The sequence below is a fragment of the Lysinibacillus sp. NPDC056232 genome, from assembly GCF_042267565.1.
In the GTDB taxonomy this organism is placed as follows: Bacteria; Bacillota; Bacilli; order Bacillales_A; family Planococcaceae; genus Lysinibacillus.
Map to the genome: position 1 here is coordinate 1 of NZ_JBHJTF010000014.1, position 14354 is coordinate 14354.

At 35.4% G+C, this 14354-nt stretch carries 14 protein-coding genes and 1 pseudogene; 7 read left to right on the top strand and 8 right to left on the bottom strand.

Features of this window, described 5'->3' with window-relative positions; translation table 11 throughout:
- A partial coding sequence (locus ACFCYJ_RS12280; RefSeq protein WP_376074222.1) for a helix-turn-helix domain-containing protein occupies positions 1-476 on the bottom strand: 476 nt, incomplete at its 3' end.
- A gap of 436 nt (positions 477-912) precedes the next feature.
- Here ACFCYJ_RS12280 and ACFCYJ_RS12285 point away from each other — a divergent pair.
- Entirely contained in the window at positions 913-2007 is a 1095-nt protein-coding gene (locus ACFCYJ_RS12285; protein WP_376074223.1) for a DUF418 domain-containing protein, read from the top strand.
- Positions 2008-2108: 101 nt separating this feature from the next.
- Here ACFCYJ_RS12285 and catA read toward each other — a convergent pair whose 3' ends face one another.
- The 3 genes from catA to ACFCYJ_RS12300 all read right to left on the bottom strand — a co-directional run bounded on the left by catA (position 2109) and on the right by ACFCYJ_RS12300 (position 4784).
- Positions 2109-2762, bottom strand: coding sequence for a type A chloramphenicol O-acetyltransferase (gene catA / locus ACFCYJ_RS12290; protein WP_376074224.1), 654 nt, complete (start codon positions 2760-2762; stop codon positions 2109-2111).
- Between the two features lie 190 nt (positions 2763-2952).
- Positions 2953-3474: a GrpB family protein gene (locus tag ACFCYJ_RS12295; RefSeq protein WP_376074225.1), complete on the bottom strand. Its 522-nt coding sequence runs from the start codon at positions 3472-3474 to the stop codon at positions 2953-2955.
- Between the two features lie 227 nt (positions 3475-3701).
- Complete coding sequence (locus ACFCYJ_RS12300; protein ID WP_376074319.1) at positions 3702-4784, bottom strand: helix-turn-helix transcriptional regulator; 1083 nt, start codon at positions 4782-4784, stop codon at positions 3702-3704.
- A gap of 334 nt (positions 4785-5118) precedes the next feature.
- On the opposite strand from ACFCYJ_RS12300, the gene ACFCYJ_RS12305 reads away from it, so the two are divergent.
- Together ACFCYJ_RS12305 and ACFCYJ_RS12310 are read left to right on the top strand one after the other, a co-directional pair.
- A complete protein-coding gene (locus tag ACFCYJ_RS12305) occupies positions 5119-5658 on the top strand; it encodes a GNAT family N-acetyltransferase (RefSeq protein WP_376074226.1) in 540 nt (179 codons plus the stop codon).
- Positions 5659-5964: 306 nt separating this feature from the next.
- Positions 5965-7626, top strand: coding sequence for a M28 family peptidase (locus ACFCYJ_RS12310; protein ID WP_376074227.1), 1662 nt, complete (start codon positions 5965-5967; stop codon positions 7624-7626).
- A 96-nt stretch (positions 7627-7722) separates the two neighbouring features.
- Here the strand turns inward: ACFCYJ_RS12310 and ACFCYJ_RS12315 are convergent, their stop codons facing one another.
- Positions 7723-8655 carry a helix-turn-helix transcriptional regulator gene (locus tag ACFCYJ_RS12315; RefSeq protein WP_376074228.1) on the bottom strand — a complete coding sequence of 311 codons (933 nt, stop codon included), beginning with the start codon at positions 8653-8655 and terminating at the stop codon, positions 7723-7725.
- Between the two features lie 240 nt (positions 8656-8895).
- Here ACFCYJ_RS12315 and ACFCYJ_RS12320 point away from each other — a divergent pair, with 240 nt between their 5' ends.
- Positions 8896-9345: a VOC family protein gene (locus ACFCYJ_RS12320; protein ID WP_376074229.1), complete on the top strand. Its 450-nt coding sequence runs from the start codon at positions 8896-8898 to the stop codon at positions 9343-9345.
- Between the two features lie 157 nt (positions 9346-9502).
- On the opposite strand, the gene ACFCYJ_RS12325 is transcribed toward ACFCYJ_RS12320, so the two are convergent.
- The gene (locus tag ACFCYJ_RS12325) at positions 9503-10705 is read right to left on the bottom strand and encodes a macrolide family glycosyltransferase (protein ID WP_376074230.1); all 1203 of its coding nucleotides are present in this window, start codon (positions 10703-10705) and stop codon (positions 9503-9505) included.
- Between the two features lie 90 nt (positions 10706-10795).
- Between ACFCYJ_RS12325 and ACFCYJ_RS12330 the strand changes: the two genes are divergently transcribed.
- Together ACFCYJ_RS12330 and ACFCYJ_RS12335 are read left to right on the top strand one after the other, a co-directional pair.
- Positions 10796-11062 carry a hypothetical protein gene (locus ACFCYJ_RS12330; protein WP_376074231.1) on the top strand — a complete coding sequence of 89 codons (267 nt, stop codon included), beginning with the start codon at positions 10796-10798 and terminating at the stop codon, positions 11060-11062.
- Positions 11063-11109: 47 nt separating this feature from the next.
- Positions 11110-11523, top strand: a complete 414-nt coding sequence (locus ACFCYJ_RS12335; RefSeq protein ID WP_376074232.1) for an alpha/beta hydrolase — start codon at positions 11110-11112, stop codon at positions 11521-11523.
- A gap of 99 nt (positions 11524-11622) precedes the next feature.
- Here ACFCYJ_RS12335 and ACFCYJ_RS12340 read toward each other — a convergent pair.
- Positions 11623-12225 (bottom strand): annotated as a pseudogene (locus tag ACFCYJ_RS12340) (MFS transporter); the annotation flags it as partial.
- Positions 12226-12237: 12 nt separating this feature from the next.
- Entirely contained in the window at positions 12238-13263 is a 1026-nt protein-coding gene (locus ACFCYJ_RS12345; RefSeq protein WP_376074233.1) for an alpha/beta fold hydrolase, read from the bottom strand.
- A 134-nt stretch (positions 13264-13397) separates the two neighbouring features.
- Between ACFCYJ_RS12345 and ACFCYJ_RS12350 the strand changes: the two genes are divergently transcribed.
- The gene (locus tag ACFCYJ_RS12350) at positions 13398-14282 is read left to right on the top strand and encodes a LysR family transcriptional regulator (RefSeq protein ID WP_376074234.1); all 885 of its coding nucleotides are present in this window, start codon (positions 13398-13400) and stop codon (positions 14280-14282) included.
- Positions 14283-14354 lie beyond the last annotated feature (72 nt).

Below are 14354 nucleotides of genomic sequence, written 5' to 3' on the forward strand. Positions count from 1 at the left end.
ATAACATCATTATAAAAAAATTGCGTTGATAATTGTAATTTTAAAAAATCTTTGGCTGATAAAGTTTCATTCGTTTTTAAAGTGATTATTTTTTCTAAATGACTTTCTTTTAAGTATTTTATTGAATTTACTTTTTTGATTGTAATATTTACATAATGGTGATCAATTGCCTTTTTAATCTTTTGTAGTTTGTATATTTCGTCTGAAAGTTCTTTTGATTTTTCACTTAATAAACTCAAATAATCATTTTTTTCATACGAAGATAAAACCTCTTTAATTTGTGCGATTGAAAGATTTAAGTTTCTCAACATTAATATTTGAGCAAGTTGATAAATTTCCTTAAGAGAATATTTTCGATATCTATTATTATCTGTGTAGGATGGAAATAAAAGCCCTTTTTCTTCGTAATATCGTATTTGATGATGACTGATATCAAATATTTTAGCCAATTGATTTATTGTAATTGTTTCATCCATAATATCCCTCTTCTCTAGATAAATATAAACCCTAGGGCTAGCCTAATGTCAAACAATAAACCTGAGATAAAACCTTAAACAATCACTGATAATGAAAGGAATGAATATAAGAATTTGTAGGTATAAATTTCATGTGATACAGCTAACGGATTTGCGACGTGTAGGTTTTAGCATCTACCAATGAATAATTGGGCAAATGAATGGAGAGGTGGGCACAAACAAAAGTTGGTTTGACATTAGGTCAACCCTATAGTTTATAGTGAGGATGTATTAAGAAGGGGCAATAATAAAAAGTGTATAGGTTTCTGATAAATAATGGTTTCATCAATCCTTCATATAGATATAAAAAGTCTATTATATCTATAAAAAGGATGTCGTAATTTAACTATTGGCCAATAGATTAGGCTATGAATAGTGTACATAAGGAGGAACATTTATGACCGAACAGTTGCAATCTAAACGTATTGAAGGGCTAGATTTCGCAAGATCCTTGGCTATGTTTGGGATGCTTATAGTTAACTTTAAAATTATTATGGGAGCGGCAGGGGGAGGGCCAGATTGGCTTATATGGTTTACAGGACTTTTCGAAGGAAGAGCGTCTGCCACTTTTGTTACGTTGGCGGGTATCGGAGTTGCTTTGATGACAAGAAAAGCTAGAAATGGCGGTGACCTTTCTTCTATTAAAGAAAATAGGATGAAATTATGGAGACGTTCCGCTTTTCTTTTTATTCTAGGTTTACTTTTATATGTTGCAGATTGGACTGGAGATATCCTCCATTATTATGGCGTTTATATGCTGATTGCTTCCTTTCTTATTGTAGCTTCTACAAAGCTCATGATCATCCTATCTAGTCTTTTTTTAATAACCTCGCAAATTTTCCAAGTGACAATGAATTATTTGCATGGATGGCATCCTGAACAACCATTTATGGAATATCTTGATTTTTGGACAATAGAAGGTTTTAGCAGAAATCTTTTGTTTAACGGGTATCATCCAGTATTCCCTTGGGTCTGTTTCTTTTTGCTTGGAATGATCCTTGGCAGACTTGATTTATCGGAGAAAGCTGTAAGAAACAAAATGTTGTTTATTTCTATAATTCTACTCATAACAATAGAGGTACTTTCAAAAGTATTAATGCGACTATCTCTATCGGTATTAGATTTAAACAGTGCAGAATTCTTGTTTCAAACAGGGCCAATTCCACCAAATATTTTATATATGCTATCAAATTCCGCTTCTGCGATCATTGTCATCGTTGCTTCTATTTATATAGCAGAAAAGTTTGCTGGACAATGGTTGACGAAATCACTAATACAAACAGGACAATTAACATTAACGCATTATGTAAGCCATGTATTCATCGGAGTTGGCATATTGGCTTTATTCAATAGATTAGAAAACCAAACGTTAGCATTTTCATTAGTATTTACAATATTATTTTTCGTAGCGAGTATTTTCTTTTCTGTTTTATGGAGCAGAAAATTTAAAAGGGGACCGATTGAGTGGGTGATGAGAAAAATTACAAATTAGTAGCGGAAGTGAATTTTTGTTACATAAGGTGAGAGTAGAAAGCGTTCCTGTAATAAGCAGGAACGCTTTCTACAAAAGAAGCAGGTTCTAGCGGAAAATATTCAATCTAATAACCAGCTATGGGATTCATCGGCATAACTCTGAAGGTAATTCATGAATAAGCCTGCATGATAACCATCACAAACAGCGTGGTGCATTTGTAAAGAAACAGGAAGATAAATAGCATTTTCCTTCTGCACAAATTTACCTGCAGTGATAATCGGTAAAAGGTAATTACCTCCATTATTGATGTTGAGATTAAAACCAGTAAATGAACTCCATGGAATCATGGATATGTGAAAAATATTTTCTGGAATAGGGAATTTTGGAAATAAACTTATCCTACCGTTATATTTCTTTAAATCACTTTCGTAATTCTGATGGAACTGTTTAAAATTATCCGATGTTTCTGTCCAAATGCTCGAAAATGTCTCTGATTCCTCATTAAAAATCGTGTAACTTGGATTTAGTTTTTCCCAAAAACCTAATTCTCCTTGGCTATTAAAACACGTTCTAAATGCAATATTAGTGTTGATAGCTTTTGTTACCATATATATGAATGTTGGATAAAACTTAAAATTATTATCTTTTATGTTTTTATACAGAATGCTAATATCTATTTCTGACGTCATACTAAATGTTGTTTGTTGGGTAATATAATGCTCAAAATACTCGTGTCGATGCCAGCTCTTTCGATCAATTTTATTGAAATTCATTATTATTTGCCTCCTAAATATTATTACTTTTTATTTAGGAGGCTATTTTCACTGCTTTTTTCATAGATTTCACCCTCGTATATGATAGTGTCTGATAAAAAATTATATCCACTTTTTTGTTACTCAATATTCTATATCCTTATAATAGTAAAGAGGGCTTTCAAGGACAGCCACTAATTGAAAATTTATATTAACGGATAGTCCAATGCCATTTAATAGCATCTTTTTCAACGTTTTTAACAAAATCGTCTTTCCCGTCGCAATAGCCATCAATATCATTTGGATGCTGCATGGCAAGTTGGCTCTTTATTTCTCCATACTGCCTGCAAACTTCGGGATGCTCTCGAAGGTAATCTCTAAATGCTAAATGTCTTCCAATTTCCTCAATGTTGCTATATTGAAAAGCGTGAATTTGATGTGTGCGATGATCGCCACCTTTACGGAAATATCTTCTTCCAGTAATCCCGAATTCGCCCTTAACTTCGTATCCAATCTCTTGAAATTGCTTAGAAAATGAATCCAATTTATGAATATCATTGACGACTAGTAAAATATCAATAATGGGTTTTGCTTTTAGACCTGGAACTGATGTGCTTCCAATATGAAAACTATTCACCAATTCTTCTTGAAGGATCGCCCTAATAGAACGTTCCTCTTTCTGATAGTCGCTGCTCCAATTGTGGTTATAATCTACAACTTTTATAATTCGCATTCAATACACCTCATTCTTTATTTTCATGATACTTTACAAATTTTATGCATTATTACAGAATATAAAAAATCTAATGCATTGTCAATGATGCTGTTTGAAAACAAAAAATGTTTTAATTTTCTCTTCAAAGCAGGAGATTCGTTTTTTCGTGCTGTTAAAATGAGCGATGAAGAGTTTGATAGCAACTCTTCACCACTTCTAAAGGGGAGGTAAGCAACGCTCAATTTTTATTTTTGTGTTGCTTTAATTAATTCTAAATATTGAGAATCCCCTAAACCATATTGAGGGAAAAGATGCAGCAAGTTTCGAACGATTTCACGGTGAGGAAGATTTTGATGTGTTTGAATGTATTTTGTTATTTCGTTATCGCTTTGAAACAATTCTAAATACAATTTGATTCCTTGATACATGACAGGCATCAGTTCTACATCTGGCATGCGGTGGTCTAATAATACTGCTTCATATATATCAAAAAAGTTACCTAAAGTTATTTCAGTTTCTTTCACATCATATGTTTGCTCTTTCACCGAATGATAATAAACAGTTCCTTTAAATGATATTTGTTCTAAATAAGCTAAGATCGTTATTAAATTCATCTGACAGAACATATCTTCACCAAACCAGAGAACGATACATTGATATTTTTTTGAAAATAATGTCTTATTAAGTGGTGCAACTGTAATTGTTTCATATTCTGTTAATGAGACTTGATGTCCTGTCGCTCTAACCTGATTGAATGAGTCGCTAAAAATGGTTTTAACGGTGTCGTGTACACACATCGCTTCATTAAAAGGTACGTAATCGCTTTTTCCCATCAAATGTTGAGAACTGAATTCTTCGTACATATGTTGTCCATTTAAAATGTTCAATACTTCATGATCAAAATGATTATCCACATGCTTTTGTAAATCTTCAATTCTTAATTTTTTTGAAATATCCATATAATAACTCCTCGCTTCATTCATAGTGAGCTTTACATAAGATTGCAATGGTTCAGGACATAAACGAAAGGCATTGGGGGTAACACCGAATATTTCCTTGAAAGCACGAGAAAATGCTTCTTGGGACGAGTAGCCATGTTTGATCGCTATTTCAATGATCCTTTCATCTGTTTCACTAAGACTGATTGAAGAAAGATAGGTTTTTCTAAGGGTCATATATCGTTTAATGCTAATGCCCGTTATTTGATGAAATTTAAAGGAACAGTAATAAGAAGAATAGCCCATTGCTTCACTTAGTTTTATCAGAGAAAACCCCTCAAATAGATGCTCTTCAATCCAATCAATCATATCTTGAATCATATTGTTCATCATGCATCACTCCTGTTTTTAATTATAGTGAAGAATGGAAAGGGGTTTTGATATTCGTTGTGTAAAAATCGTTTAATAATAGCTCAAATAAATCAAACGGTGTTTTTTCTCGGTCTTGATTGAAAAACCTTTTTCTGCTATTAAAGATATTGTAGCATTCAGTAATACCTCTTTTGTTTTATTTCCTTTTTTTCCTACCATCTATCATTAACGTACCTCCAAAGAGTGCGATTTAGTTATAGTTTGAGTATCTTGGTTTACAAATGTGCGGTTATTGATGGTGGACTGGAAGGATATGCTATACTGGATGTTTTCATAAAGAAAGGGGATTAAGATGTTAAACAGTGAAAATATTTATTTAAGAGCATTTATTTTATTAGATGCGGAGAAATTATTACAATTGCAAATTGAAAATAAAGATTTCTTTGAGCAATATTCAATGAATCGTCCTACTAATTTTTATTCTTTAGAGCATCAAAAGAATTTAATAAAAAAGTGGGAAGAAAACTCAAAACAAGATATTGAGTTCAAATTTGGGATTTTCCAAAAAAATAATGATGAATTAATAGGTACCATTCAATTATTTCAGGTCAATCGTGGATCACTTCAAAATGCGATTATTGGCTATTTCTTAGATAAGAAACAAAATGGCAAAGGTTACGCTACTGAAGCTACTAAGCTCATTGTTGACTATGCTTTTAATACACTTACTTTACATAGAATTGAGGCAGGTGTTATGCCACATAACTTCGGTTCAATTCGAGTTTTAGAAAAAGCTGGTTTTCATAAAGAAGGTATAGCTAAGAAAAGTGTGAAAATAAACGATTGTTGGGAAGACCATCAGATATTAGCCATTATAAATCCAAATGATTAATTTCATTATCTATTCGTACTAAATTTTTCTAAATTCATTAATACACAAAAAATAAAAACCTCTTGCTGGATTAAAGTGTACCCTTTGTAAAGGACATTTTTAAAAAAACTCTGGGCAACTTGAAGAAGATGATGTCTGTATTGTGCAGCTGTCATCTTTTTTTAATTAAAATTATTGACCGTTCTGTTAGATTTTTTGGTGAACCAATTGCTTATTAGAGTAAAAACGTTTAGAAAGTAAGGAAATTGAATTTGAAACATATAATGTATTTGGTTAACTAAGAAAATTTAAGAAGGAGAGAAATAGATGAAAAAAAGAAAATGGCTTATTTTTTCGCTAGTACTAGGATTGTTAACGCTGTTTATTAGTTTTAGTCAATTTTTGAGTCCTTCTAAAGAAGAAATGGGGGAAACCGAAAAGGATTTTTCATCAGATCGAGCTCTGAATTATTTAAAGGAAGTTGCAAAGGAACCACATCCAATAGGCTCTCCTGCGAATAAAAGGGTAAGGGATTATATAGTCAAACACTTTCAACATCTCGATATACCTGTTGAAATTCAATCGAAGCCAGTGAAGGATCTTAGAGGTGAGAAGTATGCTTCAAATGTAGGTGCAAAAAATATTGAAAATATTATTGCAAAGATCCAAGGGACATCCGGTGATGATCATGCGATTTTACTAACGGCTCATTATGATTCTGTAACAGAAACCCCTGGAGCATCCGATGATGGTTATGGCGTTGTCACAATTATGGAGACAGCAAGAGCACTAAAACAAATGCCGGCACCTAAAAATTCTATTTATTTTGTTTTAACAGACGGTGAGGAGCTGGGTTTACTTGGAGCGAGTGCACTTAAAGATCGAGCGGAAGTTTTAGATAAAGTGAGCGTTATGTTAAATTTCGAAGCGAGAGGCAATACGGGAGTACCGATTATGTTTGAAACGAGTTCAAATGATTTAAGGTTAGTGCAATTGTATAAAGAGATTGTTCCATATCCTGTTGCCTATTCATTTGCTTCTGAAATGTATAAAAGGATGCCGAACGATACCGATTTTACTGAATTGAAAGTGACAAAAAAATTAGGCTATAATTTTGCGAATATGAATGGATTAGAGGCGTATCATGCAGAGATAGATCGTGTGGAAAATAGTGACGAGGCAACAATTCGTCACTTCGGGAGCTATGCTCTTCCTTTAGTGAAAAAGTTTATGATGATGGAGGCAAAGGAATTTCAAACGATAGAGGAAAGTAAAAGTAATGCGATTTACTTCCCGTTAATGAAAAAAATACTAGTTGTGTATTCCGAAAAGTTAGTAGTCCCATTGATGATTACTTTACTTGTCTTAACAGTCGCAATATTTATCCTTAGCTTTAAAATGAAAGTGATACAGATTAAGGGATTTGCTTTAAGCTTATTAGCGATAATAGGTAGTCTTGTTGCGATGTTCATCTTCTATTTTCTGCTAATGCGTCTTTCTACAATTGTATTGATCGGTGAAATAAATGAATATAATATGGCGATGTTTGGTACGTATGATCCGACGATTCTTACGGTGTTGGTCTTACTCGCGATGGTGTTTTGTCTCTTTTTTGCGAAGTGGATTTCGAAAAGATACGGCTCGGCGAATTTCGTGATGAGTACGCAGGCTATATGGATTTTATTGGCCGCGTTGACTAGTTATACGTTCAAAGGTATTAGTTACGCTTTTACGATTCCAGCAATCATAAGTTTGCTGTTGATTTTACCAATCATATTGAAAGCTAATTGGCGGAAGGGTGTGTATCCATATATAGCAGTTGCAGGATGGACAGTTCCAAGTATTCTATTACTTGCGCCAATTATGTATTTGATATATGTTGCACTAACAATTAGTATGGCACCTATAATAGCCATTCTAACGGCAATCATTATCTTCCCAATAGTAGCAATTGTGAATTGGTTAATGGCTTTTGATGATGAAGCATAGACGGATTAAAGTTGGAGAAAAGCGAATTCGTTTTCTCCTTTTCTTTGTCCAAGAAAAATCATTTATTTAAAGTTACTCGGCTGTACAACCCCAAAATTATAATTTTTGATAGTGATTAAAGAGGCTCTCTATTTTATCCTGAATAATTTGTTTTAATGATTCTGGCCTGACTGATATTACACTATGACCGTACCTCATAAAATAGTTAGCGATAAATTCCTCTTCTCCAGGATTATAAAATCCCTTTACAACTGTTTTATCATCAATTTCTAATTTCATAGAAGGATAATGTTCTTTATAAAAAATATCCTTTGCTTGTGCTAAAATCTCTACTTCAAAATCAATACTCTTCTTGGATTGATAAATTTCTAATGAACGACTAATAAGTTCATCTATAGAAAGTTGAGAATTAAGTTCTTCTATGAAGGTTATTTTATCACATCTGAAAACTTTAAATTTATGCGTATCGAACTCTATGCCAGTTGCATACCATTGACCAAACCTAGCGGAAATTTTGAAAAATTGTACATGGTAACTTTTTTGCTCGTTTTTTTTCAAATATTGTATCTTGCAGCTACTTTCATTAAGAATACTCTTTAAAATTTTATCTAAGAAACGACTAACATTATGATGCTGATTTACTTCAAATTGTAGAACTTTTTTCATTTTATGAATTTGCTGTATTTGATTGTTCGACAGACAGTTTTCGAACTTTTCATTAAGTTTATGAACGCTTAAATGGAATGGGGTTGATTGATAAGATTCTAGCGTCAGCATGGCAAAGTACAGAGCATATACTTCATCAATTGTAAAAATAATAGGGGATAACAATCTATTTTTTAAGATACCGTAACGTCCATGTCTGCCATGCTCAGCAAAAATAGGCATACCCAATTGTTCTAATGAACTAATATCACGTAGAGCCGTACTTTTGGAAATATTGTATTTAGCCATTAGATCACTTAAATTAAAGTACTCCCGACTGTTCAAGTATCTAATCATGTCATTTAATCTTTCTGATTTCTTCATGTGAATCACCTCATCAAATTCTTCTTGGCGTAATTGCATCTCGATTTTGAATTGTGTTTGGACACCCTCTGAAAAGGAACCATATCCGCAATCATCTCACAACTTTAGAGGTGGGAGTCTTCTACTGAATGAAGATAAGGGTGTCATGTTTTGATACCTTTATATCTTAAAATAGAGTCAAGGTAATATCAATTGATAAGATATTTACCAAAAATGATTTTATACAGGGAGATTGATAATATGAGTACAACACTAGAAGTAGCTATTTTCTTATCCATGAACGGAAAAGCTAAAGAAGCGGTCGATTTTTACAAAAAGCATTTTAACGCAGAGGAATTGTTACTCGTTACCTATGAAGACATGGCAAAACGCGACAGCTCGTTGCAGATTACTGAGGAGAATAAACATTATATTACTCATTCCGTTTTAACAATCGGAAAAACAAAGGTTATGTTGGCAGAAGATACAATGGATGTATCAGAAAAATATGTAGTGGGGAACAACAGCTCACTGTGTATTCAAAGTGCGGACTTAGAAGAAATCGAACATTTTTACAAAAGCTTAACGACAGATAAGAGAGTTAGAATTATTGTTCCGTTATCAAATAATGTTTTTAGCAAAGCATACGGTATAATCGAAGATCCGTTTGGTATTCAAATACAATTAATGTTTGATGATAGATTACATTAACAAATGATATATTGTTTGTCGCTGTTCTTTTAACTAAATATGTGCAGAAAAGCTGGGGATGTTTACCCAGCTTTTTTGATCTACGTAAAAATATTTCTTTATAAAGTCCCACTCCATTACTTCAAGTACCTAAAAAAGCCACCAATAATGGCAGCTTTTAAATACCGTATTGACTTTTAAATTTAAAAATCTCATCAACAGCTTTGTGATACCCACCTGATTTTTGGAAGGATTCTTTAATATTTGCAACAGCTTTATGGATGGAAGGGGTGTTTAATACATGAACGGCAGCTTCATTTAATTGACTTGCCGTCAAGGTTTGCATTTGTAATTGAGTACCTGCTCCGATGTTGGTAACTTGCTCAGCAATTACTGGCTGATCCGCACTTAGTGGAATTACGATTAGCGGAACCCCGTTATAGAGAGCTTCATTTGTGCTGTTCATTCCACCATGTGTGATAAATAATTTTGTATATTTTAGCAACTCGGTTTGTGGAACATAAGTTTTTACAATGAAGTTTTCAGGAATCTCTCCCAATTCACTAAGTTGAGTTTGTCCCCCAATAGACATGACAACCGTATGCTCAGTATTCCCAAATGCCTTAAAACACAGCTTATAGAAATCGATGGCTTGATTTAAGACAGTACCGAGTGAAATGTAAATGGAGCTTTTTCCTTTGAGTGCTGTAAGGTCGAAGTCTTCTTGCGTTAAGCGTGAAGAGATAGAGGGACCTACAAATTTATAGGATTGGTCAAATGCTTCTCCAAAAGGTTGAAATTCCCTCGTTGTATAAACGATTGTCAGTGGTGCCGGGTTACAGAAAACTTCATAAGGTGAACTGATGTCAACACCATATTTTTCTTTGATTTTTGTTGTCAGGTTTAGAAAATCATCATTTATTCTTGTTAAAACTTCAGTTGGGACATTTTGTGAAAGATGTTCTAATGTTTGATCGAATGATAGTTTAGTCTCTGCAAAAGATGTGCATGAATTAATTGCCGGAAGCTTCAGGATTTTGGCAATTAGATGACCACAACCAAACATAGAATCGTGGATGATGTAATCAAAATGTTCTCCTTTAATTTGTTCAAGTACGCTAGGTATGACGATATCTGCAGTAAGTAAAAGTCCATTGATCCTTTCGAGCAAATGATTTCTTCCACCTGAAATAAAGGCTTTTATAAATTTTTGACCGTCAAACGTGCGCACAGTCGCTCCCGTCTTCTCAATACGTTCCCGAAAAGCTTCTATCGTAAAGAACACGACCTCTTCTCCTCGCGATATTAGCTCCTGCACAACGCCAATAGTTGGATTGATGTGTCCTTCTGATCCACCATTAATAAATAAAACACGTGCCAATTCTACCACTCCTTAAGTAAAGATATTTTCAAGATTGTGTAAGAGTAATGGATACTGTCACATATCATTGCTTAACTATGGTAAAACACCGTGAAAGCTTTTAGCAAGTTTAAGCATTTATCTTTTTTAGGTGAACAGCCAAGCACAACGCCGATTCCCACCTACAGTAGCGTAGTTTCTATTTTTTCAGATGGACGAGTAGCTAATTATGTACCGCAAGATTCGGATTCAGTTACTTATTGGAATGAAGCTAATGAAGTTTGGGTGGAAGATGCAAAATATGTACTGGACCAAGTGGAAAAGTTGGCCAAAGCCGATCCAGACCATCGTTTTACAGACCGTATGGATATGCCATAGGTATGTTTGGTCATTCATTCAGTGGTGCAACAGCTACTCAGATGGTAATGAGGGATTCTAGAATTAAAGCAGCTATCAATATGGATGGATTTCCATATGGCAAACGTCCAATTTCCGCGGGCGAGTTGAAGAAACCCTTTATGGTGATGACTGCCGATGAGGGCACAGGTACAGAGGGCTTCGGTGGATTAATAGAGGCAACTTTATCGAAGGATAAGGATGTTGCACAACATAAAAATTATTGGCTTCAAATTAAAAATATGACGCATATGGGTTTTTCTGATTTTTACTCGTTTTTACCGTTATATGAAAAGATGGATGGAGTCAATATACGAAGTGCTCACCACCTTATTAACGATTACTCACTAGATTTCTTCGATCACCATTTAAAACAACAGCCATTTAAGTTATTAGAGCAAACCATTGGTGATCACCCGGAATTTACTTTACAAGCAAATTGATGAAAAATGGATAGCCTGGAGCGAAATTTTGTATGTTAAGTAAAATCAAAACTAAAAAGCCGATTTCCTTTTCAAAGGAATCGACTTTTTTTGTCTTAGTTACTTGTTACATGTACTGTAAGCAAACAACCGGACTGCTAGAAGGAGCGCCAGTAAGACCATTATGAGTCCCGACCAGCCGAGATTCCCTATGGAGAAACTGCTGATTACCAGTCCCCCGATTGCCGAGCCGAGAGCGAAACCGAACTGGATAAACGAAGTATTGACGCTAAGAGCAATATCAGGTGAGTGTGGGACTAAGGAAACCAAGTACAACTGCTGTGCTGGTGAGGTCGCCCATGTGGCCACCATCCATATCATGATCAACGGGATGATAGCATAAATCAAGTCAACTGCCCAAGTTAGTAGCAGTAGCATTCCGGCTTGGACGGACAGACCAGTGTAGATCATGAACTTCGGTCCTTTTGTATCCGCAATCACTCCACCAAATTTGGAGCCGAAAAAACTACAAAGACCAAAGAGTAACAGAATGCCGGAAAGTGTAGCTACCGACAACTTGGCATTTGCTTGTAAGTATGGAGTAATGTAAGTAAACAGCGTAGAGTATCCTCCTATATAGAGCAGTGTAGTAGCAAGCGCAAGAACAATCTTTTTGTCTTTCAAAATTGACAGCTGCATTCCGAGTGTAATAGTTTTTTGCTGAAGATCCATTATCTAGTTCTCTGCTCTAGCTGACTTCAAAAATTGTTTTAGATGGTTATCTATCACGAGAGAATCCTGTTCGTTTTGTCCAATTCCAAAGCAATGTCCCCACTTAGATTCGATTGACCGAAAAACAGCATTAGACATATGTTTCACCTCATATGCATTATCCTCAGGAGGAAAAAACAAATCAGTCGATCCTGGCATAACAAGGGCATGAGCTGTGATCTTGTTTAATGCCTGTTCAAAATTTTTGTTGTCTTGAGGATTGGCACTAATATCCCCGTTGATCCCTGTACGGAGCATAGCAATTAAGTCGTTGGCATCAAAAGAAAGAAACACTTGATCCCAATAGTCTTCCAGATATGCCTTTAACGTCGAGTATCCCTCTACCTGATAGAGCTGCTCCAAATAATAAGCCTGAGAAAATCCCCAAGGTGCATAGGTGCGACCCATTGCGGCGAGTCCTGCTACAGGCTGATGGGAATAGAAACCTTCCTTCCAATTGGAGTCCGCTTGCAATGCTGCGATAAGTCCTTCAAAAACAACTTGCGCATGTGGTCTGGTCTTTGCTGTTCCGCCAAACGGTGCAATCCGCTCGACCATCTCAGGATAACTTGTTCCCCATTGAAAGGTTTGCAGCGCTCCGAGCGACCAGCCAACGACTAGAGCAATCTTTGTAATTCCAAATTTCTCGGTTATAAGCTGATGTTGTAGCCGAACATTATCATAAATCGTTATGAGCGGGAAATTTGCTCTGTCGAAAGGGGCTGGTGTATTGCTTGGGGAGGAAGAAAGACCATTCCCAAACATATTAGGCACAATAATAAAGAATTTGTCTGGATCGAGAGCTTTACCAGGTCCAATCAACCACTCATTATCAGTGTGCTGACCAGCAAACCAGGTAGGGTAGACAATTACATTTGACTTGGTGGAATTTAAAGCTCCATAGGTTTTATAGGCAAGAAAGGCTTGAGACAACTTTTCGCCCGATTGCAGCACGACATCTCCCAGTGAATAAATTTCGTAATCTTTCATTATGTGATTCTCCTTCGTTATACAAGATTTGGTGTTGAAGCTTGATTTTTACTTTACGGTACTGTTACCATCAAATCAACGAAACGTTTTTGACCATAATATTCAATTTTTTTGAATGAAGAGGTGCTGTCTCAATGGAAATTCGCCAACTTAAAACATTTTGGACGCTTGCTTCCACACGCAGTTTTAGCCGTACTGCCGAAGTATTGAACTATGTTCCGTCTACTGTAACCATGCAAATTAAGGCTTTAGAGGAAGAATTGGGGGTTAAGCTGCTGGATCGCTTAGGCAAGAGTGTTGTTTTAACAGATGCAGGCCAGCAATTGTTACCCTATGCCAACAAAATTTTAAATGATATAGAGGAGGCTCGGTATGTCTCAAGTCAAAGCGGTGAATTAACTGGTACGGTTATAATCGGTGCAGACGAAGTGCTCTGTACATACCGGCTACCTGCATTGCTCCGGCTTTTTCGCGAACGATATCCGCACGTTCGTCTTTTATTTAGGCCCTTGTCTAGTGACAATTTGAAACAAAGTCTGAGAGAAGGAAATGTTGATGTGATCTTTATGCTGGATGAACCTGTCATATCTACGGATCTTCATACAGAGCTTTTAATGGACGAACCATTTCTTATGGTAGTTTCACCTGACCATCCATTAGCGACACGCTCTACATTAAGCATAGAAGATTTTAATAGAGAGCAAATTCTATTAAGTGAAAAAGGTTGCTCTTATCGGACTTTCTTCTATCGAACGTTACTGAGGAAGGGGGCCGACAGCTTAACGGAACTAGAGTTTAATAGTGTAGAGGCCATTAAACAATGCGCAATGGTTGGGCTCGGCATTGCCTTACTACCTGAAATGGCGATAAAGGAAGAGATGGAGCGGGGAGAACTGATCGCTTTACCATGGGATTTATCTGAAATACGATTTGCTACTCAAATGCTGTGGCATCAAGAGAAATGGATATCACCATCAATGAAGGTCTTTATCGAATTGGCAAGAAGTGTACTAAAATAGAGTCAAGTTAATAGCATATTTAATATCCCCGAATGTATGGGCGCAAACGATTCATACCACCGCACCGTAGTT

Excerpts from the sequence above, each read along its gene's own strand:
- ACFCYJ_RS12315 (WP_376074228.1), bottom strand. The coding sequence starts at position 8,655 with ATGAAGAAATCAGAAAGATTAAATGACATGATTAGATACTTGAACAGT.
- ACFCYJ_RS12300 (WP_376074319.1), bottom strand. The coding sequence starts at position 4,784 with ATGAACAATATGATTCAAGATATGATTGATTGGATTGAAGAGCATCTA.
- ACFCYJ_RS12350 (WP_376074234.1), top strand. The coding sequence starts at position 13,398 with ATGGAAATTCGCCAACTTAAAACATTTTGGACGCTTGCTTCCACACGC.
- catA (WP_376074224.1), bottom strand. The coding sequence starts at position 2,762 with ATGAATTTCAATAAAATTGATCGAAAGAGCTGGCATCGACACGAGTAT.
- ACFCYJ_RS12345 (WP_376074233.1), bottom strand. The coding sequence starts at position 13,263 with ATGAAAGATTACGAAATTTATTCACTGGGAGATGTCGTGCTGCAATCG.
- ACFCYJ_RS12295 (WP_376074225.1), bottom strand. The coding sequence starts at position 3,474 with ATGCGAATTATAAAAGTTGTAGATTATAACCACAATTGGAGCAGCGAC.
- ACFCYJ_RS12285 (WP_376074223.1), top strand. The coding sequence starts at position 913 with ATGACCGAACAGTTGCAATCTAAACGTATTGAAGGGCTAGATTTCGCA.
- ACFCYJ_RS12305 (WP_376074226.1), top strand. The coding sequence starts at position 5,119 with ATGTTAAACAGTGAAAATATTTATTTAAGAGCATTTATTTTATTAGAT.
- ACFCYJ_RS12310 (WP_376074227.1), top strand. The coding sequence starts at position 5,965 with ATGAAAAAAAGAAAATGGCTTATTTTTTCGCTAGTACTAGGATTGTTA.
- ACFCYJ_RS12320 (WP_376074229.1), top strand. The coding sequence starts at position 8,896 with ATGAGTACAACACTAGAAGTAGCTATTTTCTTATCCATGAACGGAAAA.
- ACFCYJ_RS12335 (WP_376074232.1), top strand. The coding sequence starts at position 11,110 with ATGAGGGATTCTAGAATTAAAGCAGCTATCAATATGGATGGATTTCCA.